The organism is Streptomyces sp. NPDC058274, from assembly GCF_042881375.1.
Lineage (GTDB): Bacteria > Actinomycetota > Actinomycetes > Streptomycetales > Streptomycetaceae > Streptomyces.
In genome coordinates this window covers 77,906-95,722 of the sequence record NZ_JBHVXW010000018.1, presented here as the reverse complement: position 1 = coordinate 95,722, position 17,817 = coordinate 77,906, and the positions used below count along the sequence as shown (strand labels likewise).

Genomic DNA, 17,817 nt, shown 5'->3' with positions numbered 1-17,817 from the left:
ACTCATGTGGGCAGTTGCCGGAGCCGGCCGCCCCGCTGTCAGCCGGGGCACGCGCAGGGACGGGACATCGCGCTGTAGGTCAGATCGGACCGTAGGCCGCTTCCCGGCCGAAGGGCAGTGAGACGGTGAAGACCGTGGCGCCCGCTTCTCCGCTCAGCTCGATCGTGCCGCCGTGCGCGCGGGCCAGTGACCGGGCGACCGCGAGGCCTAGGCCGCTGCCGCCGCGATCGCGGCTGCGGGCCTTGTCGACGCGGTAGAAGCGGTCGAAGACCCGCTCCCGGTCGGCGGCCGGAATGCCCGGACCCGCGTCGGTGACCCGTATCAGCGCGCGGTCGTCGGCGACGGACACGGCCACCGACACGTCCGTGCCGGACGGGGTGTGGACGGCCGCGTTGGTCAGCAGGTTGTCTAGCACCTGCCGGACGCGCTGCGGGTCCAGCCGCAGTTCCAGTGTGTCCGGGCCGTCCGCGACCGTCAGCGGATGGTCGCGGTGGCTCACCCGGAACGCGTCGGCGGCCTCCTGGACCAGCTCGACCAGGTCCGCGTCCGCCGGCCGCAACGGCGTGTCCACCTCGGCCGCGTCCAGCCGGGCCAGCAACAGCAGGTCGTCGAGCAGGAAGCCCATCCGCGCGGCCTCGGCACGCAGCCGGGTGAGGTGCTTGTCCCGCTCCCCGGGGGCATTGGCGGCCGCGTACTGGAAGAGGTCCGCGTAGCCCCGTACCGACATCAACGGCGTACGCAGCTCGTGCGAGGCGTCCGCGACGAAGCGGCGCAGTCGCTGCTCGGCCTTCGCGCGGACGGCGAGGGAGTCGTCGATGTGCTCCAGCATGGTGTTGAACGCCGTGCGCAGTTCCGCCACTTCCGGGCCGCCGTCCCGGCCGTCGGCGCGCAGGGGCAGCCGGGCCGCGGACTCGGTCAGGTCGTGGGAGGCGATGCCGTGGGCGGTGAGTGCCATGTCGCTCAGCGGTTTCAGACCGCGCCGCAGCATCTTCCGGCCGAACACCACCAGCGCGAGCACCGCGAGAACGAAGGCGACGACCTGCACCGTGATCAGCTGCCGCATGATGGCGTCGATGTTCCCCATGGGAGCGGCGCTGACCAGGACGACACCCGGTTCGACCTCGCACGCCCGCAACTTGTACGTGCCTTTGCCGTCGATCGTCACGGTGCGCGTGATCTCGGTGGTCGAAGCCGCCATGGTCCGGGCGAGCGCGGTGAGCGCCTGGGTGTCGGCGGGTACTTCGGCGGGCGTGCGCAGGGCGGCCGAGCCGTCCGATACGTCGTACACCGCCGTGTACCAGCCGTAGTATGGCTGCCGCGTCACCGTGCCGTGCGCCTCCGCGTCCTTGGACTGCACGACCTGGACGAGCTTGAGCTGGTCGACCAGCTGGGTGTCCAGGTACCCGCGCATGTACATCGTCAGCGCCGCGCCGACGATGGCGAACACAGCCAGCGACAGCGCGCCGAGACCGAGGGCGAGCCGGGTGCCCAGGCGCAGCCGGCGGTATGTCTCCCGGAACCGGCGGATCATTCCGCGGCCTGCCGGACCACGTATCCGAAGCCCCGTACCGTGTGGATCAGGGGTGCGCCGGACTCGTCGAGCTTGCGGCGCAGCCGGCTGACGGCGAGTTCGACGACGTTGGAGCGGCCGCCGAAGCCGTACTCCCACACGTGGTCGAGGATCTGCGCCTTGGTCAGCACGGTGGGGGACTTGCGCATCAGGTAGCGCAGCACCTCGTACTCGGTCGGGGTGAGCGTCAGGAGCCGCTCGCCGCGGCGCACCTCATGGGTGTCCTCGTCCATCGTCAGGTCCGCCACCCGCAGCACGGAGCGCTGGAAGCCGGGCCCGGCGCTGCGCCGCAGCACGGTCCGCAGGCGGGCCATCAGCTCCTCGACCGCGAACGGTTTGACCAGGTAGTCGTCGCCGCCCCGGGTCAGCCCCGCCACCCGGTCGGCGACGGTGTCACGCGCGGTGAGGAACACCACGGGCACCATCGTTCCCGAGCGGCGCAGCCGGTCCAGGACACCGAAGCCGTCCACGTCGGGCAGCATCAGGTCGAGCACCACGATGTCCGGGTGGAACTCTGCGGCCAGCCGCAGCGCCTCCTCACCGGAGTTCGCGGCGGCGGCCTCCCAGCCCTCGTAGCGGGCGACGGTCGCGACGAGGTCGGCGATGGGCGGATCGTCGTCCACGACGAGGAGGCGTACTTTTTCCACCTGCTCATAGTGCTTCACGCGCCTGTCGAAGCCAGCCCCGGCTACCGGCCGCGACCTCATCGATAAGCACTTGAAAGATAAACGACAGCAATTCGACAGCTCCCGCCAGCGAAGCTCGGGTACCCAGGACCCGATCAAGGAGCTGCCGTCCGTGACGACCCTCCAATCGCCCCCCACGCCCCCCACGGCGATACGGCCCAGGGTGGTGGCCCGCACCGGGCTGTACGCCGTACCGGCCGTGAACGCGGCCGTGGTGGCCTTCTTCTTCGTCGAGGCCGGATTCGCGTCGAACACCCTCATCGTGATCGGCCGCCTCGCCGGCCTGTACGGAGCCCTCCTGATGGCCTTCCAGCTCCTGCTGGTGGCCCGGCTGCCGTGGCTGGACCGCCGCATCGGCATGGACCGGCTGACTTCCTGGCACCGCTGGACCGGCTTCGGTATCCTGTGGACGCTGCTCACCCACGCCGTCTTCATCACCTTCGGCTACGCCGAAGCCTCCTCGCTGGACCCGCTCAACCAGCTGGTGGACCTCGCCGAGACCGTCGAGGGCGTGCTCCGTGCGATCGCCGCGCTCGCCGTCATCATCGTCGTGGGCGCCGTCTCGGGCCGCTCCGCACGGCGCCGACTCGCCTACGAGACCTGGCACTTCATCCACCTCTACACCTACGTCGCCGTGGTGCTGGCGTTCACCCACCAGGTCGCGGCCGGTACGACCTTCACCTCGTCGGCCGCCGCCAAGACGTACTGGTACGCCGTATGGGGACTCGCGCTCGGCGCGGTGCTCGCCGGCCGGCTGGTGCTGCCGCTGTGGCGGAACTGGCGCCACCAGCTCCGTGTCACGGCCGTCGTCCCCGAGTCCGACGACGTCGTCTCGGTCTACATGACCGGGCGCGACCTCGACCGCCTGCCCGCGCGGGCCGGCCAGTTCTTCCTGTGGCGGTTCCTGACCCGGGACCGCTGGTGGCAGGCCAACCCGTTCTCGCTGTCGGCCGCGCCCGACGGCCGCACGCTGCGCCTCACCGCCAAGACGGCCGGCGACGGCACCGCGGCCCTGCGGCACGTCCAGGTCGGCACACGCGTCTTCGCCGAGGGCCCCTACGGCGCCTTCACCGCGATGCACCGCACCCGGCCCGAGGCCCTGCTCATCGCCGGCGGCGTGGGCGTCACGCCCATTCGCGCCCTGCTGGAGGAGCTGGACGGCCATGCGGTCGTCCTGTACCGGGTGGCCGCCGACCGGGATGCCGTCCTCTACGAGGAACTGCGCGACCTCGCCCACGCCAAGGGCGCCGAGCTGCATTTGGTCACCGGCCCGGTCAGCCCCGACAAGCTGGCACCGGGCGAGCTCGCCCGCCTCGTGCCGGACGTCGCCGACCGGGACGTCTTCCTGTGCGGGCCGCCGCCCATGATGAACGCGGTGCTGCGCAGCCTGCGCGAGCTGGACGTGCCCAAGCAGCAGATCCACTTCGAGCGCTTCAGCCTGGCCGGATGACGGAGACGAGGAAATCCCCGTGAAACGAGCACTGCCCATCCTGGTCCTGAGCGTCGCGGGTCTGATTCCGCTGTGGCGCTACGCACCGTCGAGCGACACGGCGTCCACAGCCCAGGTGGCCCCAAGTCCCACTCCGTCCTCGTCCTCCTCTTCGTCGTCCTCGTCGTCGGGAACCTCCGAGCAGGTCGTCGCCGGATCGACCGTGAAGACCGAAAAGGGCCCGGTACAGGTCGAGTTGACCTTCCAGGGTGACAAGATCAGCTCCGTCCGGATGCTTCAGCAGCCGAACCATCCGCAGACGACGGCCGCCGTGCCGAAGCTGGTCGCGGAGACGCTGGAGGCGCAGAGCGCGGACATCGACACGGTGTCCGGCGCGACGGTCACCAGCGACGGCTACAAGGAGTCCCTGCAGGCCGCCTTGGATGCGAAGGGCACCTGAAGTGCGGCGCGTTGAACACGTCATGGGGTTCCCGGTCTCCCTGCGCATCGATGACGAAGGGGACTTCGACGCGGCCGCCGGCTCCGTCTTCGCCTGGCTGCGTGAAGTCGACGCGCGATTCAGCCCCTTCAAGCCCGACAGTGAGGTGTCGCGGCTGGACCGAGGTGAGGTGGACGAGCTGAGCCCGGACCTCGCCGAGATCCTCGGCCTGTGCGAGCACTACCGGACGGCGACCGGCGGCGCCTTCGACGTACGGCTGCCGGGCCGGGGCCTCGACCCCTGCGCGGTGGTGAAGGGCTGGTCGGTGCAGCGGGCCGCGCAGCTGCTGACGGCGGCCGGGGTGCGGAGGTTCTGCCTGAACGCCGGCGGTGACGTGGTTGCCGGCGGCGGCCCCTGGCGCGTGGGCGTACGGCACCCCGAGCGCGTCGATCGGCTGTGCGCCGTACTGGACCTCACCGACGGCGCGGTCGCGACCTCCGCCCGCTACGAGCGCGGCGACCACATCATCGACGGCCGCACGGGCCGTCCGGCGACCGGACTGCTGAGCCTCACGGTCGTGGCACCGACGCTCACCGAAGCCGACTCCATCGCGACGGCGGCCTTCGCGATGGGCCCAGCGGGCGTCGAGTGGGCCGCCGGCCTGAAGGACCGCGAGGTCTTGGCGGTGGGCGCCGATCGAGGGGTGCTGCGTACGGCGGGGTTCCCTGTGGCGGGGGAGAGACCGGCGGCTCGACGGGGGAGGGGCGGCGTGAAGACCGCCCTGGACGCGTGCGGTACGGCTCCTCCCGCACCCGATCGACGGTGTGACGATGACGATGCCCCTGCCGGCACAGCCCAGTCGGCCATGCTCACCAGCGCATGGCGCGGTGACCGCGAAAGGGGCAGGCGCCGGCCCAGCCCGTCCGTTGACGGACGGGCCGCTGTGGTGAGGGCCGATTCCCGAGGTCACCAGGGGCTTTGGCTGTTGCGCTGGTCGGTCCCGGCTGTCGGAGGATCGACGAGTGCCTTTTCCTGTCGAGACAGCGGAGGACCGCTCAAAGGCGGGAGATGGGGGCCCATCGCGGCTGCCAGCAGCAGGCGCGGCCCCACCAGGTTCGTGAGGGGCGCTTGAAGTGAGGAGACGTCGGTGAACTCCTTTGTAGCCGTGAAGCTCCCCGTCGTTGTCCTGAGCAGACGATCGACGTACTTCGCCAGGATCCGGTCCGCGGCGTTCGGCGACCCTCCCTTCACGCCCGGGTAGAAGATGTCCTGCCCAACCGCCATGCTCCAGGCCACGTTGACGTGACGCGACACCGCCCGCTGGACTCGCCGGGCCAACTCGGGCTTGGTGAGGCCGTCGGCCGATGCCATGTCCCGCAGAGTGAGAGCCCCTTGCGCGGCGATCGACATGCCGTGTCCGTAGACGGGATTGAACGCCGCTACGGCGTCTCCGAGCACGACGAATCGTTCGGGCCACTGTCGGATCTTTTCGAAGTACCGGCGCCGGTTCCGCGTACTGCGGCTGAGAGAAACATCGCTGAGCGGGTCCAGGTGCGATATGAGCTCGCCGACGATGGGGTGGCGGAGCCCGCGGGTGAAGCGCTCGAAGTCCTGCGGCCGGTCGGTGGGTTCACCACCCTTCGTTCCGGCCGCAGTGACCAGCCACCTGTTGCCCTCGATCGGCATGACGGCGGCGCTCTGTCCGGGCCCCGCGGCCCGCGGGTCGGCCTGGATGTTGATGACGGGAAATTCCTCTGCGCCTTCCGGTGCCTGGAATACGCGGCTCGCATACACCAGACCTGAGTCGACCGTGCGCTGCGCACAGGTTCCGACGCCGAGTTCTTCCAAGTACTCCGGGGTCCGGGAGCCGCGGCCGCTCGCGTCGATGACGAAGTCCGTTTCGAGGGTCCACTCGCCGCCTTCGGCGTTCCGAACGCGTACGCCTGCTACCCGTTGCGCAGTTCCCGTCAGGCCTTCAGCGCGCGCTTGCACGACTTTTACGCCTGGCAGGGCGAGCACTTGCTGTCGGACGACGGAGTCCAGCAGGTCTCGGCTGCAGGCGATGAGGAAATGAGTTTCGCGACCCCATCGCCGGAACCAACCCTGGGGGCTCAGGCCGACCATGCCGTTCGGGATGGGGATACGTCGGGCGCCGGCCAGCAGCCAGCGATCGGTGAGTCCCGGCACGAGGGACTCGGCAGCCAGTGCTCCGCCGCTCCACATGAAGTGCACGTGACTCGCCTGCGGCAAACCCTTGCGTGGCGTCGGGCCGTCGGGAAGGTCGTCGGCCTCCACGACCCAGATCTCGTCGACCATGCCATGGAGGGCGGCGGCGGCCAGCATCCCCGCCAGGCTGCCGCCGATGATGACTGCTCGACGCCCCTCCGTGGGCGAAGGAACTCTCGTCCGGTCGGGCATGTGCCTGCTTTCTTCTGGGCCGCCTGCCGGCGGACGGACTGGCAGCAGAGATTTCGGCTGTGCGGCGACAATGGGCTCAGGTATCCATGATCACTCATGACGCGCGTGAGGCGGAGTCACTGCCCGATATCGCTCCCGGCAGCACGGAAGCAGCGCAGCCCGGAATGCCGGGAGCGACCGCCGACCGGTCCATATGCGTCACTCACCGAGACGCTCCCGGCCGATGGCTGCAAGGCGTTGGCCCGCGCCCGCGGGGGAGTGGCGGAGGGCCTTGGAAAGGGCGATGAGGCTGCGCGAGTCGACGCCGGTGAATTCCTGCAGGACGGGGGCGGAGGCGATAACGCGGTGTTCAGGGTCTGCCCGGACGGAATCGAGAGCGGCCAGGATCATGGCGGCGTCGGCTGTCGCATCCGCTTCGTGGGTGGCTGCGCCCGCCGCGACGGCTTGCGTGTGGGCCGAGGACCTGACGTCCATGTCGAAGTACGGGTTGAGGGTGAGCAGAGCGTCGTGGATGTCGCGTTCACGCTGGAGAAGCCGCATACCCGGTGAGGTCCACCAGGGCACGTCTGTCGCACGGCCGGCTTTCGTCAGTTCCTTGACGGAGTGCCACAGCGAACCCAGTTGACGGTGGCGGCGCCAGTCTTCAAAGGGCCCGCTCACGTGTTGAACGATCAGGGGCAGTCCGAAGCCGATGGCGATGAGCGGGGCAGCGGCCGCGGCAACCGGCCGGGCGATATCGGTACTGAGTGTGTCCCAGTCGAGACCGGCCCATCTGGCGCCGACGGCAGCGAACTTGCAGACGTCGTATCCCACGGTCAGGAGGTAGCCGGAGACCATGAGGAACAGGCCGGCTCGCATCTCGCCGCTGACTTCACGGGACCACCGCCAGCACAGAGCGGTCGTGACAATGGCCGAAACAGTGTGCCCAGACAGGTAGAGGACAATCATTTCGCGCATGTACGGCGTATTGGCGAAATAGGTGTCGAGATCCCTCAGCCGTTCAACGGTGGGACCGGCCATGAAGAACAGCGCGAACAAGGCCACGCAGATAGAGCCGTAGACGGCGATGCACAACCTGGTGGCCCTGCGCGTCCGCGCGGGCGGGCCGCCTCGCCAGATGATGGTCAGGACGAGGCATGCGCCGCTGAATGTCGTGAGGATGGAGTAGACGAGGGGGCCGCTGAAGTTGGGGATGCCGGTGAGGTCGTTGACCCGGGCGATGACGGGAATGGACGCGAAGAAGAAGACGCCGCATGCCGAAGCGAGGAGGACTGCCACAGACCACAGGAGTGGGTCGCGCGGGTTCCTGATCAGGCCAGGCAGTCTCATGAGGCAGGCCAGGCCGCCGAGAGCCGCAGGTATGAAGAAGCTGAGGTCCGACACGTTCAGCCTCGTGTGCCCCGGTGTCCGAGCGACGCTTCGATGCGGCCGGCTGCTGTCCGAAGGTCTGGAGTCCGCGTCTGTGCGCCGGGAAGGAGGTGCCGCACGGCGTGTGCGAGAGCGAGGCCGTACCGCTCGACCTCCTGTTCCTGCTGGGAAAGCCGGGCGGCCTCCGATTCACTTCCCCTGGTCAGCAGCGGACTGTGCCTGCCTGCCACCGCGAGGACGGACTCCACTACGTGCTCCAAATCGGCGTCGTGCCGCAGCAGTCGGGCCGCGGTCGGCGTTCCGGCCAGCTCCGTGTGACAGTGTCCCAGCTCCAGGTGGCGCAGTTCGTGGCCAGTGATGATCACCCGGTGGTCAGGCGCTGTGTTCTTTTCGACGACGACGAGGTCCCTGTTCCCGAGATCCAGGGCAAGGCCGCTTGCGGTGCCCGGCGGAAACGAGGAGGTGCGGAACTCGATGTCCCTGCCGCGTCGGGCACTCATGGCCGTGCACAGGGCGGCGCACAGCTCGTCGGGCGGGACGGGAGCGGTCAAGTGTCCGGTCCCGCGCACCAGTTGGTCGAGCGAATGACGCATCTTCCGCTGTCCGAACACCGTTCTCCCTGTCAACACGCGACGGGCTGCCTCCGCCGCACCAGTACTCCTCGCTGTGCTGCCCTGTGCACTCTCCGAACATAGTGCGGATGCTCGCCAGGGCTGGCTGGTATAGGACACACGGACGAAATTCCTGTGAGTGGAAAGCGGTGGAAGCGGTCTCCCGACGCCGGTCGTGCGGGGAGGATGCCGCTTGCGTGCGGGGAAGTCCGGCTGCACCAGGATGCCGCTTGCGTGCCGGAAAGTCCGGCTGCAGGGGCGCCGGCCGGGCCGGGCACTCAGGAGGCGGCGGCCTTGCGCTCCGCGTCGCTCAGCGGCGGGCCGTCGAGATACGCCGCCTTGGGGCCGAAGAGCATCGGGATGAGCATGTCGGGGGAGAACAGGCGGGTCGCGGGCTTTTCCAGACTCATGACGTCGAGCAGAGCGCCGAGAGCCCGAGGGTTGCGGGCGCCGGTGGCGACGGCACGGTCGACATACCGGGACAGGGCCTTCTCGACGACGGTGGGCGGTTTCGCTGCCGCGCCGGGGTAGAGGGCGTCCTGGCCGACTGCCAGGCTCCAGGAGCCGCTGACGGGCCGGGCCGCGGCGCGTTGGATCCGTCGGCCGACGCCAGGTGCGCCGACGCTGCTGGAATGCAGTACGTCGCGGAGTGCAATGGCGCTCTGCGCCGAGACAGTGAGGCCGTGTCCGTAGACGGGGTTGTAGCCGGCGATGGCGTCCCCAAGAACCGCGAAGGCCTCGGGAAAGCGCTCCATCTTCTCGTAGTATCGCCGCACGTTCGCGGTGCTTCGCGTGGTGGTGACTCCGCTCAGTGGGCGTGCGTCCTTGATCAGCTCCCCGATGACGGGGTCGCTCAAGCCGAGAGCGAAGGGCACGAAGTCGTCCGGCTCCTTTGTGGGTTCTCCGCCACGGGTACCGGACAGGGTGACGATCCACTTGTTGTCTTCCACGGGCAGGATGATGCCGCCCTGCCCCGCCGCACGGCTCGGGTCGGCCTGGATGCTGACGAGAGGGAAGTCGTTCTCCACGGTCGAGCCGGGGGCCTCGTAGAGCCTGGTGGCGTAGGTGACGCCGGCGTCGACTCTTCGTTCGGCGACCTCCGGCAGGCCGAGGCCCTTGAGCCAGTGCGGGGCGCGGGAGGCGCGGCCGGATGCGTCGACAACCAGGTCGGCGGTGAGCGTGGCCGATCTCTCGGCGGAGCGGACGCGCACACCGGTGACCCGGCTGGTGTCACCGGTCAGGCCCTCGACGGCATGGGCCTGGCGCAGAGTGATGTGCGGAAGGCGCAGGACCTGGTCGCGGAGCGCGGCGTCGAACAGGTCCCGCGAACACACCAGGTTGTAATGACGCGAGTTCCCCCATCGTCGGAACCAGACGCCGGAGGGCGCTTTGGAGACCATGCCGCTCATGATGGGCACGAGACGTGCTCCACGGTTGACCAGCTCGTCGACGAACCCCGGAAGCAGGTCGTTGAACGCCAGTACCCCTCCGCTCCACACGACGTGCGCGTGCCGGGACTGGGGCACTCCCTTACGAGGCCCGGAGCCCTCGGGCAGTGTGTCTCTCTCCACGATCGTCACGTCGGCGTACTGGGCCAGCACGGTCGCGGCGCAGAGGCCGGTAACGCTGCCACCTATGACGACCGCGGAGGGTCGCCGGGTGGAGGATGCGCCCTTGTCGTCAGACATGTGTCTCCATGCTTTCTGTGCTCACCCGTTGGCGTGACGGTGTCGACGAGGCGCGGGTGGATGAGGGCGCGGTCGTGGGACACGTCGGCCGTCGAAGGCGTTGAGGATTTCTGGCCGCTTCCATCCCTGCTCGTCGATGAGCACCTTGATGCGCGCGGGCCTCTCGGGGAGGGGAGTGGGCGGCTCCACTGAAGCGCTCCCGACGTGTGGTGCGACAGGTGGCTCTGTTCACGGCACTCTATGCGCCGCACGCGCGGCGGGTAACGATCGTTCTCGGACTCGGAACGATCGTTACCCGCCATGGAGAGCAGCGGTCCATGCCGGGCCTGCGTCCCTCAAGGGGCAGGGGATTGCTCAACTCGAGAGCAAGTCCCCAGCGGCGGCGCACGATTGTCATGCGCGGAATCGCACAGGAGCCCTAACGTGAGTCTCGTTCCAACTATGCTTGGTCATAACGGAGTTACCGTAAGTGATCATTCCTGCAAGGTGATCCGCACAGAGAGTCATACGTGCAGACCGGCCAGGTTTCAGGAACGCGTTGCAGAGGGCGGGCAGGCGTCGTCGGCCCCTCTGCGGCGGCCCGAGGGGGGAGGCATCGTGACACGCCGCGCACACCGGAGCGCGCACTCTGCTGTTCGCGCCCGGAAGCGGGCCGCTGCGGCTCTCGTGCCCGGCCCTGGGATCGGTGAGCCGGCACGCGAGGACACAAGGGCCATCTCGCTCGGCCTGAGCGTCACGCCGCCGAAGGTGTCGGCGTGACCCGGATCCCTGGGGCGGGTCCATGGCGCCCGCGACCGATACGCAGAGGTCTTCGCCCACCGAGCGGTTGACCCCGTCGTCCACAACCGTCGGTCACATCACGTCGGCCCGGAAGTCATCCACCCCCCACCGTTTTGAGGCGCCCCATGTCCCGCTCAGGAATCCACAACAGACGTGCCCCAGGCGCTGCGGCCTGCCTGCTCTCGCCATCACCGGGGCATACCGATGGCGAGAAGTGACATATCGCTGGTCGTTCACATAGCGGGGCGGGACGAAGGTCTCCGCTATGCCGTTGAAGACCTCCGCATGGACCGATGGCGTACCGCGCAGCAGCTTCTGCGCGACTCCTACGGCGACTGGTCGCTGCGTTCGTTCCGCAGCCAGGTCATGGGTGCGGTGGCAGCGCAGAGTGGGGCAGTCAACGCCTGGTGCTCCGAAACACCAGACGATCCGGACGCGTTGATGATGCAGGCGAGGGTCCTGACGGAGCGCGCGGTCGCTGCCGGGCGCCGCGGACTGTTCGGCGCGGACCTCATCGACGCGATCCGTGTCGCGCGGGTGGCGTGCCAGGCCGCCGCGCAACGGTGGCCCGCGGACCCCGTGCCGTGGGTGTGTCTGCTGACTCTTGCGCGGCTCGACATCGACCAGCACGCCCCGCACGACTCGTCCCACTGGGCCGCTGCCCCGGAACCGATGCTGCCTCCTGGACCGTGGCCCCTGCTGGACAGCGCGACCAAGCGGCACCCCCGCAATCGCGAGGCGCACATCCGTATGCTGCAGGTTCTGGAGGCCCGCGGCCGCGGAGGCATCGACTTCGCGCGGGCCGTCGCGGCCGCCGCCCCACCGGGGTCGCCGCTGCTGCTCCTGCCGCTCTACGCGTACGTCGAGTCGTACCGGCTCCAGCTCAGGAACCAGTCCGGCGGCGTGATCGCGTTCTGGAGCACCGCGGACAAGGCCCACTACGTCGAGACCGCCCTCTACGGCTGGTTCGCGCACCATCCAGATCCCTCCGAGACGTGCTCACCACTCGACCTCAACTACCTGGCCTACGTGCTGACCGTGACGGGCGTGGGGAAGGCCGCGGACGTGTTCGAGGCAATCGGCCCCTACGCCACTCCGGCGCCCTGGTCGCTCGTCAACCACGACCGCAACCACTGGCAGGACGACTTCCATGTGGCGCGCCGTCGCGCTCTGGGCAAGAGGAGCCGGAGATGAGCGAACGAGCGCCCCCGCCGGACGTGTTCCTTCCGCCCTCGCTCATCCACCTCGATCCAAGGACTTACGTTGTATAGCCAGACCGCTCCGCCTCTCGACGATGACGCTGCGCTGAGAGCGCACGGCTACAAGCCCGAACTCGCCCGCCGCATGGGCGGGTTCGGCAACTTCGCGATCAGCTTCAGTGTCATCTGCATTCTCGCCGGCGGGATGACGCTGTTCGGCTACGGCCTGAACGCGGGCGGCCCCGCCGTGATGATGTGGGGCTGGGTCGGCATCGGCTTCATGACCCTGATGCTCGGCATGTGCCTCGCGGAGGTCACCAGCGCCTATCCCACCTCCGGCGGCCTCTACTACATGGCCGACCGCCTCGGTGGCCCCCGCTGGGGGTGGGCGACCGGCTGGCTCAACCTGCTCGGGTTGCTCGGTGCCATCGCCGGCATCGACTACGGAGCCGCGCTGTTCGTCGGCGCCTTCGCCAACCTCCAGTGGGGCTTCGTGCCGACGCCCCAGAACACCATGCTGATCTTCGCGGGCATCCTGCTGCTGCACGGCACGCTCAACGCCCTTGGCGTCCGCCTGGCCAACATCCTGAACAGCATCTCCGTGTGGTGGCAGCTCTTCGGCGTCCTGCTGATCGTCGGTTCCCTCACACTCGCCCCGACCGAGCACCAGAGCGTCGGCTTCGTCTTCGGGCACTTCAACAACGGGACCGGCTTCTCCAACCCCGTGTACGTGTGCGCGCTCGGCTGCCTGCTCGCCGCGTACACCTTCTGCGGTTACGACGCCTCCTCGCACCTGTCCGAGGAGACCACCCAGGCGCAGACCGCGGCGCCCCGCGGCATCGTCCGCGCCATCGCCTGGTCGTGGGCCGCCGGCTTCGTCCTCCTGGCCGGTCTCCTCTTCGCCCTCCAGAACTACGCGGATACACAGGGGAGCAGCACTGGTGTCCCGCCCGCGCAGATCTTCATCGACGTCCTGGGCGTCGGCATGGCCAAGCTGCTCCTGCTCGTGGTGATCGTGGCGCAGCTGTTCTGCGGCAACGCCGAGACGGCCGCCGCCTCCCGCATGGTCTACGCCTTCTCGCGTGACGGGGCGCTGCCGTTCTCGTCCACCTGGCGGCGGGTCAGCCGCCGGACCCGTACCCCCGTACCGGCCGTCTGGCTGTCCGTGGGTGCCGCCCTGGTCCTCGCGCTGCCCAGCCTGTACTCGCCCACCGCGTACGCCGCCGTCACCGCCATCAACGTCATCGGGATCACGCCCGCCTACGCCATCCCCGTCTACCTGCGGCTGCGGGCCGGCAAGAACTTCCGGCCGGGGCCGTGGCACCTGGGCCGATGGAGCCGCCCGCTGGGCATCATCTCCGTCAGCTACGTGGCCGTCCTGACCCTGGTGTTCTGCCTGCCGCAAGCCTCGCCGATCACCGCCGATTCCTTCAACTACGCCGGAGTCGCCCTGGTGGTCGTCCTCGTCCTCGCGTGGGCCATGTGGATCACGAAGGGGCGGCGCACGTACCGCATCCCTCCGCTTGGAACCGCGGCCGAGAACGAGGTCCTGGCCGAGGGCGTGATCTGATGCCCCGTACGGTCACCGACCAGCCCGCTGCGGAACGGGAGCTCCCCGCCGGGCTCATCTCCCTCGACGAGCTCCGCAACGCGGTGAAGCGCGAGCAGATCGCCATCGTGATGCCTGCCGTCCCGGACATGATGGGCCGCCTGCAGGGCAAGCGCATCGCCGCCCGCCACTTCCTCGACCGCGTCGACTCCGGTTCCGCGGCGTCGGAGGCCTGCGCCTACATCCTCGCCACCGATGTGGACATGGCGCCGTTGGACCGGTTCGAACTCACGGGATGGAAGGACGGCTTCCAGGACATCGGCGTCGTCGCCGACCTCGACACCATCCGTGTCCTTCCCTACCTGCCCGGTACCGCTCTCGTGCACTGTGACGCCGTATACCGCGACAACGTTGCCGTCGAGGTCGCACCGCGGCGCATGCTCCAACGGCAGCTCGCACGTCTCGGAGAGCTCGGCCTGGAGATACGGGTCGGCCTGGAGAGCGAGTTCGTGCTGTGCCGCGGCGAGGAACCCGTCTCGAGCCACAACCTGGACTACTCGCTCAACCACCCGCCCGCGATGGCGGACTTCTTCCGCGACCTGGAGGAGGCCCTCGACCGCAGCGGGACCCCCGCCGAGGCCGTCAAGACGGAAGGGGCCGCGGGCCAGATCGAGGTGACGTTCCCGTACGGCCCCGCCCTGCCCGCCTGTGACTCGTACACCGTGTACAAGCACGCCACGAAACACCTGGCCGAGCGGCGCAGCATGGTCGCGACGTTCATGGCCGCGCCCTTCACCGGGGTCGGCAGCGGTCTGCACCTGCACCTGTCGCTGTGGCGGGACGGTGAGCCGGTCTTCGCGACGCGAGCCGGCGAAGCGCCGCCGGAGACGATGCTGCACGCCATCGGCGGCCTGATCGCCGGCTTGCCGCACCTCGCCCCGCTGTACGCGCCCCACGTCAACTCCTACCGGCGGTACGCCACTTCGCACGCGTTCGCTCCGCAGCGCATGAACTGGGGGCATGACAACCGCGGATGCGCGGTACGCGTCACGGGCCACGGCGAAGGCACCCACCTCGAGGTACGGCTGCCCGGTGCCGACGCCAACCCGTACCTGGTCGTCACCGCCGCGTGCGCTGCCATCGTCCACGGTCTCACCCACCAGCTCACACCGACCGAGCCCACCGTCGGTGACCCCTACGCCGACCGCGAGGCCCCGCCCGTCCACCGAGACCTGACCGAAGCTCTCGCCCATTTCGAGAGGAACGACTTCGCGGAAAACGCCCTCGGCGCCGACCTGGTACGCCACTACGCCCACGCGGCCCACGCCGAGGTCGACTTCCACCGCCGCGAGGTCACGGATGTGGACCGGCGGCGGGGGTTCGATCGTGCCTAGATGATCAATTCCAAGGGATGCTGCGGAGGGTGTGCGCTGGGCGGCGGCCGAAGCCACCGCGAGACAGTCGGGCGGCGAGCTGCCGGCCCTGGTTGTCGAGGTGGCAGCGGGCGGTCAGGCATCAGGGTCGACTTCGGGGTGCGTGAACCGCACGGGCTTGCCCAGCGACCGGGCGTAGACGATTTCGGCTCGGGTGCTGTCCCCGATGTAGTCGCCGACGACGAGCACCTCATCAGCGAGCCGGATCTTCGCCCGGTGCAGATCGTCGAGCCGAACCTTCAGCGCCTCGGCCTCGACAGGATCGGACCAGAGTTCGTGCGGCGACTTCATGTCACAGCCCGGCTTGACGACAATCCTTCCGGCTCAACAGCTGCTTCGCGTCGGCGAGCTTCTCCTCGGGGGTGAACAGCTGCGGGTATGACACTGGTTCCTCCTGGTGGTGTGGTCCAAGGGATGCCTGCGGAGACGAGAACGACGGTGTCTCTGCAGCGAGGTTCCAGTCAATTCTTCAGTGAGTCCGTGCTGACGGTCCGGGTGGTGCCGTCGCTGAAGGTGATGGTGACGGTGCTGGGCTCCGGGCCTTGGGTGCCGTTGCTGGGCCACCAGGCGGTCCACCGGCCGTACGGCAGGGAGCGGATGGGCCGCACCGTGGCGTGAGCGGTGCGCCCGTGGTCGTGCACGGTGATTGCTGCCACGTCGGATCCCATGGACCCGACGGCGTAGCTGAACCGGGCCGAGCCGCTACCGAGGGCGCCACGCGCCTCCAGCGTGATGCCGTCCGCCGCTACGCCGGCCTTCGCCACCGGATCGATGGGAATCGTGACGCCGGAGCCGTCCGAACCGGCGAGGCAGTACAAGGCCTGTTCGTGCCGAGTGATAATCATGGAGGCGATGGTTCCCCGGCTGTCCGCATTACTGAGCGTGCCGGGACCCCCTTCCCCGGAGGCTTCCTTCGTCGCCCTGACACACCACACCAAAGGGGAATGCTGCGTGTTGCCGGCGTCGGTCAACGCGCCGGGAGTGCCCTCCCAGGTGGCCACCTGTGCCGATGAAAGCGGTCCGGAGCGGTCCGACCTGGGCGGATCGGCCGTCACGGCCACCAGAACGGCGCCCGCGGCGAGTATGCCGACCACCGTGAACGCCGCGCGTCGCGCGAGCGGGCGGCGGAATGTGGCGCGGACCGAACGACTGGGCCGCTCCGTGTCGCTCAGCACAGTCCGCAGCAGCTGCTCCTCGCGGTCCAGTTCGGCGGCGGAGCGCTCGGTGCGCGGTGCGGCGTCGAGTGTGGCAAGACGGGAGAGGAGGTCGTTGTTCATGAGGGCTCCTGTCAGTGCGTCAGGGAGAGAGCGGACAGTGCGGGGGCAGTGAGGCTGAGACGGCCGGCCAGGCGTCGTCTGGCGCGCGTCAGACGCATGGCGTAGGCGGCGCGGGTACAGCCGAGGACCGTTGCCGCGTCACGGGCGTCGAGCTCCTCCCAGACATGGAGCGCGAGGACTTCCTGGTCGGCCGGGGCGAGCGAACGCCAGGCGGCGACCAGGTCGATCCGGCTGTCCACTTGGGCCGTGGCATCGACCGTCGGGTCGTCAATGTCGGCCGTTGCGGCTGCCTGCTGGATGCGCACCACGAGGGCGGACTGCCTTCGCATGCCGCGGTTCGCGTTCAGCATGACGTTGCGGGCCGCACCGAACAGCCACGGCCGCGGGTTCTCGGGAAGCTCGCGCCGACGGCGCCACGCAGCGAGAAACGTCTCTCCCACGACGTCATCGACGTTCATCGGGTGCGCACGACGACGTACGAATCGCAGCACGTCCTCGTAGTGAGCCCGGTACACGTCCGTGAACTGGGCCTCGGTATCGATGGGCATGGTTTCCTTCCGTAGCGCCTGCCCCTACATGTCCACCACGGGTACGCGCGCAACAGGCCCAAGGCCGGGGAATTTCCCGCCGCTTGTGATGCTCGGCGGGGCCAAGCCTGCCGTCTGTCGGGTCATTCGGCGGCGGAGCACGGCGGCCGCTGAATATACGGGTTAGGGGTATGCGACTGCCGTGGTGGCCAGGGAGGTTACGCGGGGAGCAGCGATGGCCTGACGATGCGTGTGCAGGCGCGCGGCCGGGCTCTCCTAGAGCGCGGGTTCACTGTCCAGGATGCCCTCGACAGTCAGAGTGCCTTCCATCGCGGCGTGCATCCATTGGGCCAAGTTGATGCCCTGGGGCCAGAGATGGCCTTCATGCGTGCACCACATGGGGCCGACGGGATCCCGGACGTCAATCAGGGACCAGATGGTGCAGCCCCAGTCATACACCGGCACCAGGCCGGCAGGGATCTGTCCGGAAGGATCCGGGCCGCCTTGATGGATGTCCGACAGGTCGTTCCAGTCGCCCTGGGATGCACCTCCGCGAACGCCAAGAATGCCCTCGGCCGGGCCGAAGCCGCCGTTCGCCACTTCCAAGTAGAGGCGTCGCAACAAGGGTGGGAGAGGGAAGCCGATGCTCTCCTCTGCCTCCGTAACTGCCTCCTGCGTCGCCGGTACGGGGAGGCCGCCCGCATCAGCGCAAGCACGGACAGCGTCGACGATCGCTTCATCCATCACTCGGGCAGCTTCGCAGACCGCACTGGGCAGCTCGCTGGGGGGTGATCAGTACGCAAGCCGGTCAGTCTTGGTGTCGTGACGACCGGCCTGGCGGTC

The 17,817-nt window shown here is 69.0% G+C and carries 14 protein-coding genes and 2 pseudogenes; 6 read left to right on the top strand and 10 right to left on the bottom strand.

The genetic code is table 11. The annotated features are described in order from the left end of the window. Positions 1–79: 79 nt before the first annotated feature. Together ACFVYF_RS29000 and ACFVYF_RS28995 are read right to left on the bottom strand one after the other, a co-directional pair. Positions 80–1,531, bottom strand: a complete 1,452-nt coding sequence (locus tag ACFVYF_RS29000) for a sensor histidine kinase (protein WP_389460039.1) — start codon at positions 1,529–1,531, stop codon at positions 80–82. Continuing rightward, the gene (locus tag ACFVYF_RS28995; protein WP_389460037.1) at positions 1,528–2,217 is read right to left on the bottom strand and encodes a response regulator transcription factor; all 690 of its coding nucleotides are present in this window, start codon (positions 2,215–2,217) and stop codon (positions 1,528–1,530) included. Before ACFVYF_RS28995 ends, ACFVYF_RS29000 begins: the two co-directional genes overlap by 4 nt. Positions 2,218–2,368: 151 nt before the next feature. Here ACFVYF_RS28995 and ACFVYF_RS28990 point away from each other — a divergent pair, with 151 nt between their 5' ends. The 3 genes and pseudogenes from ACFVYF_RS28990 to ACFVYF_RS28980 all read left to right on the top strand — a co-directional run. After that, on the top strand, positions 2,369–3,706 hold the full coding sequence (locus ACFVYF_RS28990) for a ferric reductase-like transmembrane domain-containing protein (RefSeq protein ID WP_389460035.1): 1,338 nt from the start codon (positions 2,369–2,371) through the stop codon (positions 3,704–3,706). A 19-nt stretch (positions 3,707–3,725) separates the two neighbouring features. Beyond that, positions 3,726–4,145, top strand: coding sequence for an FMN-binding protein (locus ACFVYF_RS28985; protein WP_389460033.1), 420 nt, complete (start codon positions 3,726–3,728; stop codon positions 4,143–4,145). A gap of 1 nt (position 4,146) precedes the next feature. Next, positions 4,147–4,857, top strand: a pseudogene (locus tag ACFVYF_RS28980) (FAD:protein FMN transferase); the annotation flags it as partial. A 233-nt stretch (positions 4,858–5,090) separates the two neighbouring features. On the opposite strand, the gene ACFVYF_RS28975 reads toward ACFVYF_RS28980, so the two are convergent. The 4 genes from ACFVYF_RS28975 to ACFVYF_RS28960 form a co-directional block, all read right to left on the bottom strand. Continuing rightward, positions 5,091–6,542, bottom strand: a complete 1,452-nt coding sequence (locus tag ACFVYF_RS28975; protein ID WP_389460031.1) for an FAD-dependent monooxygenase — start codon at positions 6,540–6,542, stop codon at positions 5,091–5,093. Between the two features lie 198 nt (positions 6,543–6,740). Continuing rightward, positions 6,741–7,925: an MAB_1171c family putative transporter gene (locus tag ACFVYF_RS28970; RefSeq protein WP_389460029.1), complete on the bottom strand. Its 1,185-nt coding sequence runs from the start codon at positions 7,923–7,925 to the stop codon at positions 6,741–6,743. A 2-nt stretch (positions 7,926–7,927) separates the two neighbouring features. Then, the gene (locus ACFVYF_RS28965) at positions 7,928–8,503 is read right to left on the bottom strand and encodes a toxin-antitoxin system, toxin component (protein ID WP_389460193.1); all 576 of its coding nucleotides are present in this window, start codon (positions 8,501–8,503) and stop codon (positions 7,928–7,930) included. 296 nt (positions 8,504–8,799) lie between these two features. Continuing rightward, positions 8,800–10,209, bottom strand: coding sequence for an FAD-dependent oxidoreductase (locus ACFVYF_RS28960; protein ID WP_389460027.1), 1,410 nt, complete (start codon positions 10,207–10,209; stop codon positions 8,800–8,802). A gap of 1,065 nt (positions 10,210–11,274) precedes the next feature. Here ACFVYF_RS28960 and ACFVYF_RS28955 point away from each other — a divergent pair. The 3 genes from ACFVYF_RS28955 to ACFVYF_RS28945 all read left to right on the top strand — a co-directional run bounded on the left by ACFVYF_RS28955 (position 11,275) and on the right by ACFVYF_RS28945 (position 15,131). Then, a complete protein-coding gene (locus ACFVYF_RS28955; RefSeq protein ID WP_389460025.1) occupies positions 11,275–12,183 on the top strand; it encodes a hypothetical protein in 909 nt (302 codons plus the stop codon). Positions 12,184–12,252: 69 nt separating this feature from the next. After that, positions 12,253–13,758, top strand: a complete 1,506-nt coding sequence (locus tag ACFVYF_RS28950; RefSeq protein ID WP_389460024.1) for an amino acid permease — start codon at positions 12,253–12,255, stop codon at positions 13,756–13,758. Next, positions 13,758–15,131: a glutamine synthetase family protein gene (locus tag ACFVYF_RS28945; RefSeq protein WP_389460022.1), complete on the top strand. Its 1,374-nt coding sequence runs from the start codon at positions 13,758–13,760 to the stop codon at positions 15,129–15,131. Before ACFVYF_RS28950 ends, ACFVYF_RS28945 begins: the two co-directional genes overlap by 1 nt. 114 nt (positions 15,132–15,245) lie before the next feature. Here the strand turns inward: ACFVYF_RS28945 and ACFVYF_RS28940 are convergent. The 4 genes and pseudogenes from ACFVYF_RS28940 to ACFVYF_RS28925 all read right to left on the bottom strand — a co-directional run bounded on the left by ACFVYF_RS28940 (position 15,246) and on the right by ACFVYF_RS28925 (position 17,718). Further along, a pseudogene (locus ACFVYF_RS28940) lies at positions 15,246–15,555 on the bottom strand (hypothetical protein). Positions 15,556–15,631: 76 nt separating this feature from the next. Beyond that, entirely contained in the window at positions 15,632–16,447 is an 816-nt protein-coding gene (locus ACFVYF_RS28935) for a hypothetical protein (RefSeq protein ID WP_389460020.1), read from the bottom strand. 11 nt (positions 16,448–16,458) lie between these two features. Further along, positions 16,459–16,995, bottom strand: coding sequence for an RNA polymerase sigma factor (locus tag ACFVYF_RS28930; protein ID WP_389460018.1), 537 nt, complete (start codon positions 16,993–16,995; stop codon positions 16,459–16,461). A 255-nt stretch (positions 16,996–17,250) separates the two neighbouring features. Beyond that, the gene (locus ACFVYF_RS28925; protein WP_389460016.1) at positions 17,251–17,718 is read right to left on the bottom strand and encodes an SMI1/KNR4 family protein; all 468 of its coding nucleotides are present in this window, start codon (positions 17,716–17,718) and stop codon (positions 17,251–17,253) included. Positions 17,719–17,817 lie beyond the last annotated feature (99 nt).

Excerpts from the sequence above, each read along its gene's own strand:
- ACFVYF_RS29000 (WP_389460039.1), bottom strand. The coding sequence starts at position 1,531 with ATGATCCGCCGGTTCCGGGAGACATACCGCCGGCTGCGCCTGGGCACC.
- ACFVYF_RS28975 (WP_389460031.1), bottom strand. The coding sequence starts at position 6,542 with ATGCCCGACCGGACGAGAGTTCCTTCGCCCACGGAGGGGCGTCGAGCA.
- ACFVYF_RS28965 (WP_389460193.1), bottom strand. The coding sequence starts at position 8,503 with ATGCGTCATTCGCTCGACCAACTGGTGCGCGGGACCGGACACTTGACC.
- ACFVYF_RS28960 (WP_389460027.1), bottom strand. The coding sequence starts at position 10,209 with ATGTCTGACGACAAGGGCGCATCCTCCACCCGGCGACCCTCCGCGGTC.
- ACFVYF_RS28955 (WP_389460025.1), top strand. The coding sequence starts at position 11,275 with ATGGACCGATGGCGTACCGCGCAGCAGCTTCTGCGCGACTCCTACGGC.
- ACFVYF_RS28945 (WP_389460022.1), top strand. The coding sequence starts at position 13,758 with ATGCCCCGTACGGTCACCGACCAGCCCGCTGCGGAACGGGAGCTCCCC.
- ACFVYF_RS28935 (WP_389460020.1), bottom strand. The coding sequence starts at position 16,447 with ATGAACAACGACCTCCTCTCCCGTCTTGCCACACTCGACGCCGCACCG.
- ACFVYF_RS28930 (WP_389460018.1), bottom strand. The coding sequence starts at position 16,995 with ATGCCCATCGATACCGAGGCCCAGTTCACGGACGTGTACCGGGCTCAC.
- ACFVYF_RS28925 (WP_389460016.1), bottom strand. The coding sequence starts at position 17,718 with ATGGATGAAGCGATCGTCGACGCTGTCCGTGCTTGCGCTGATGCGGGC.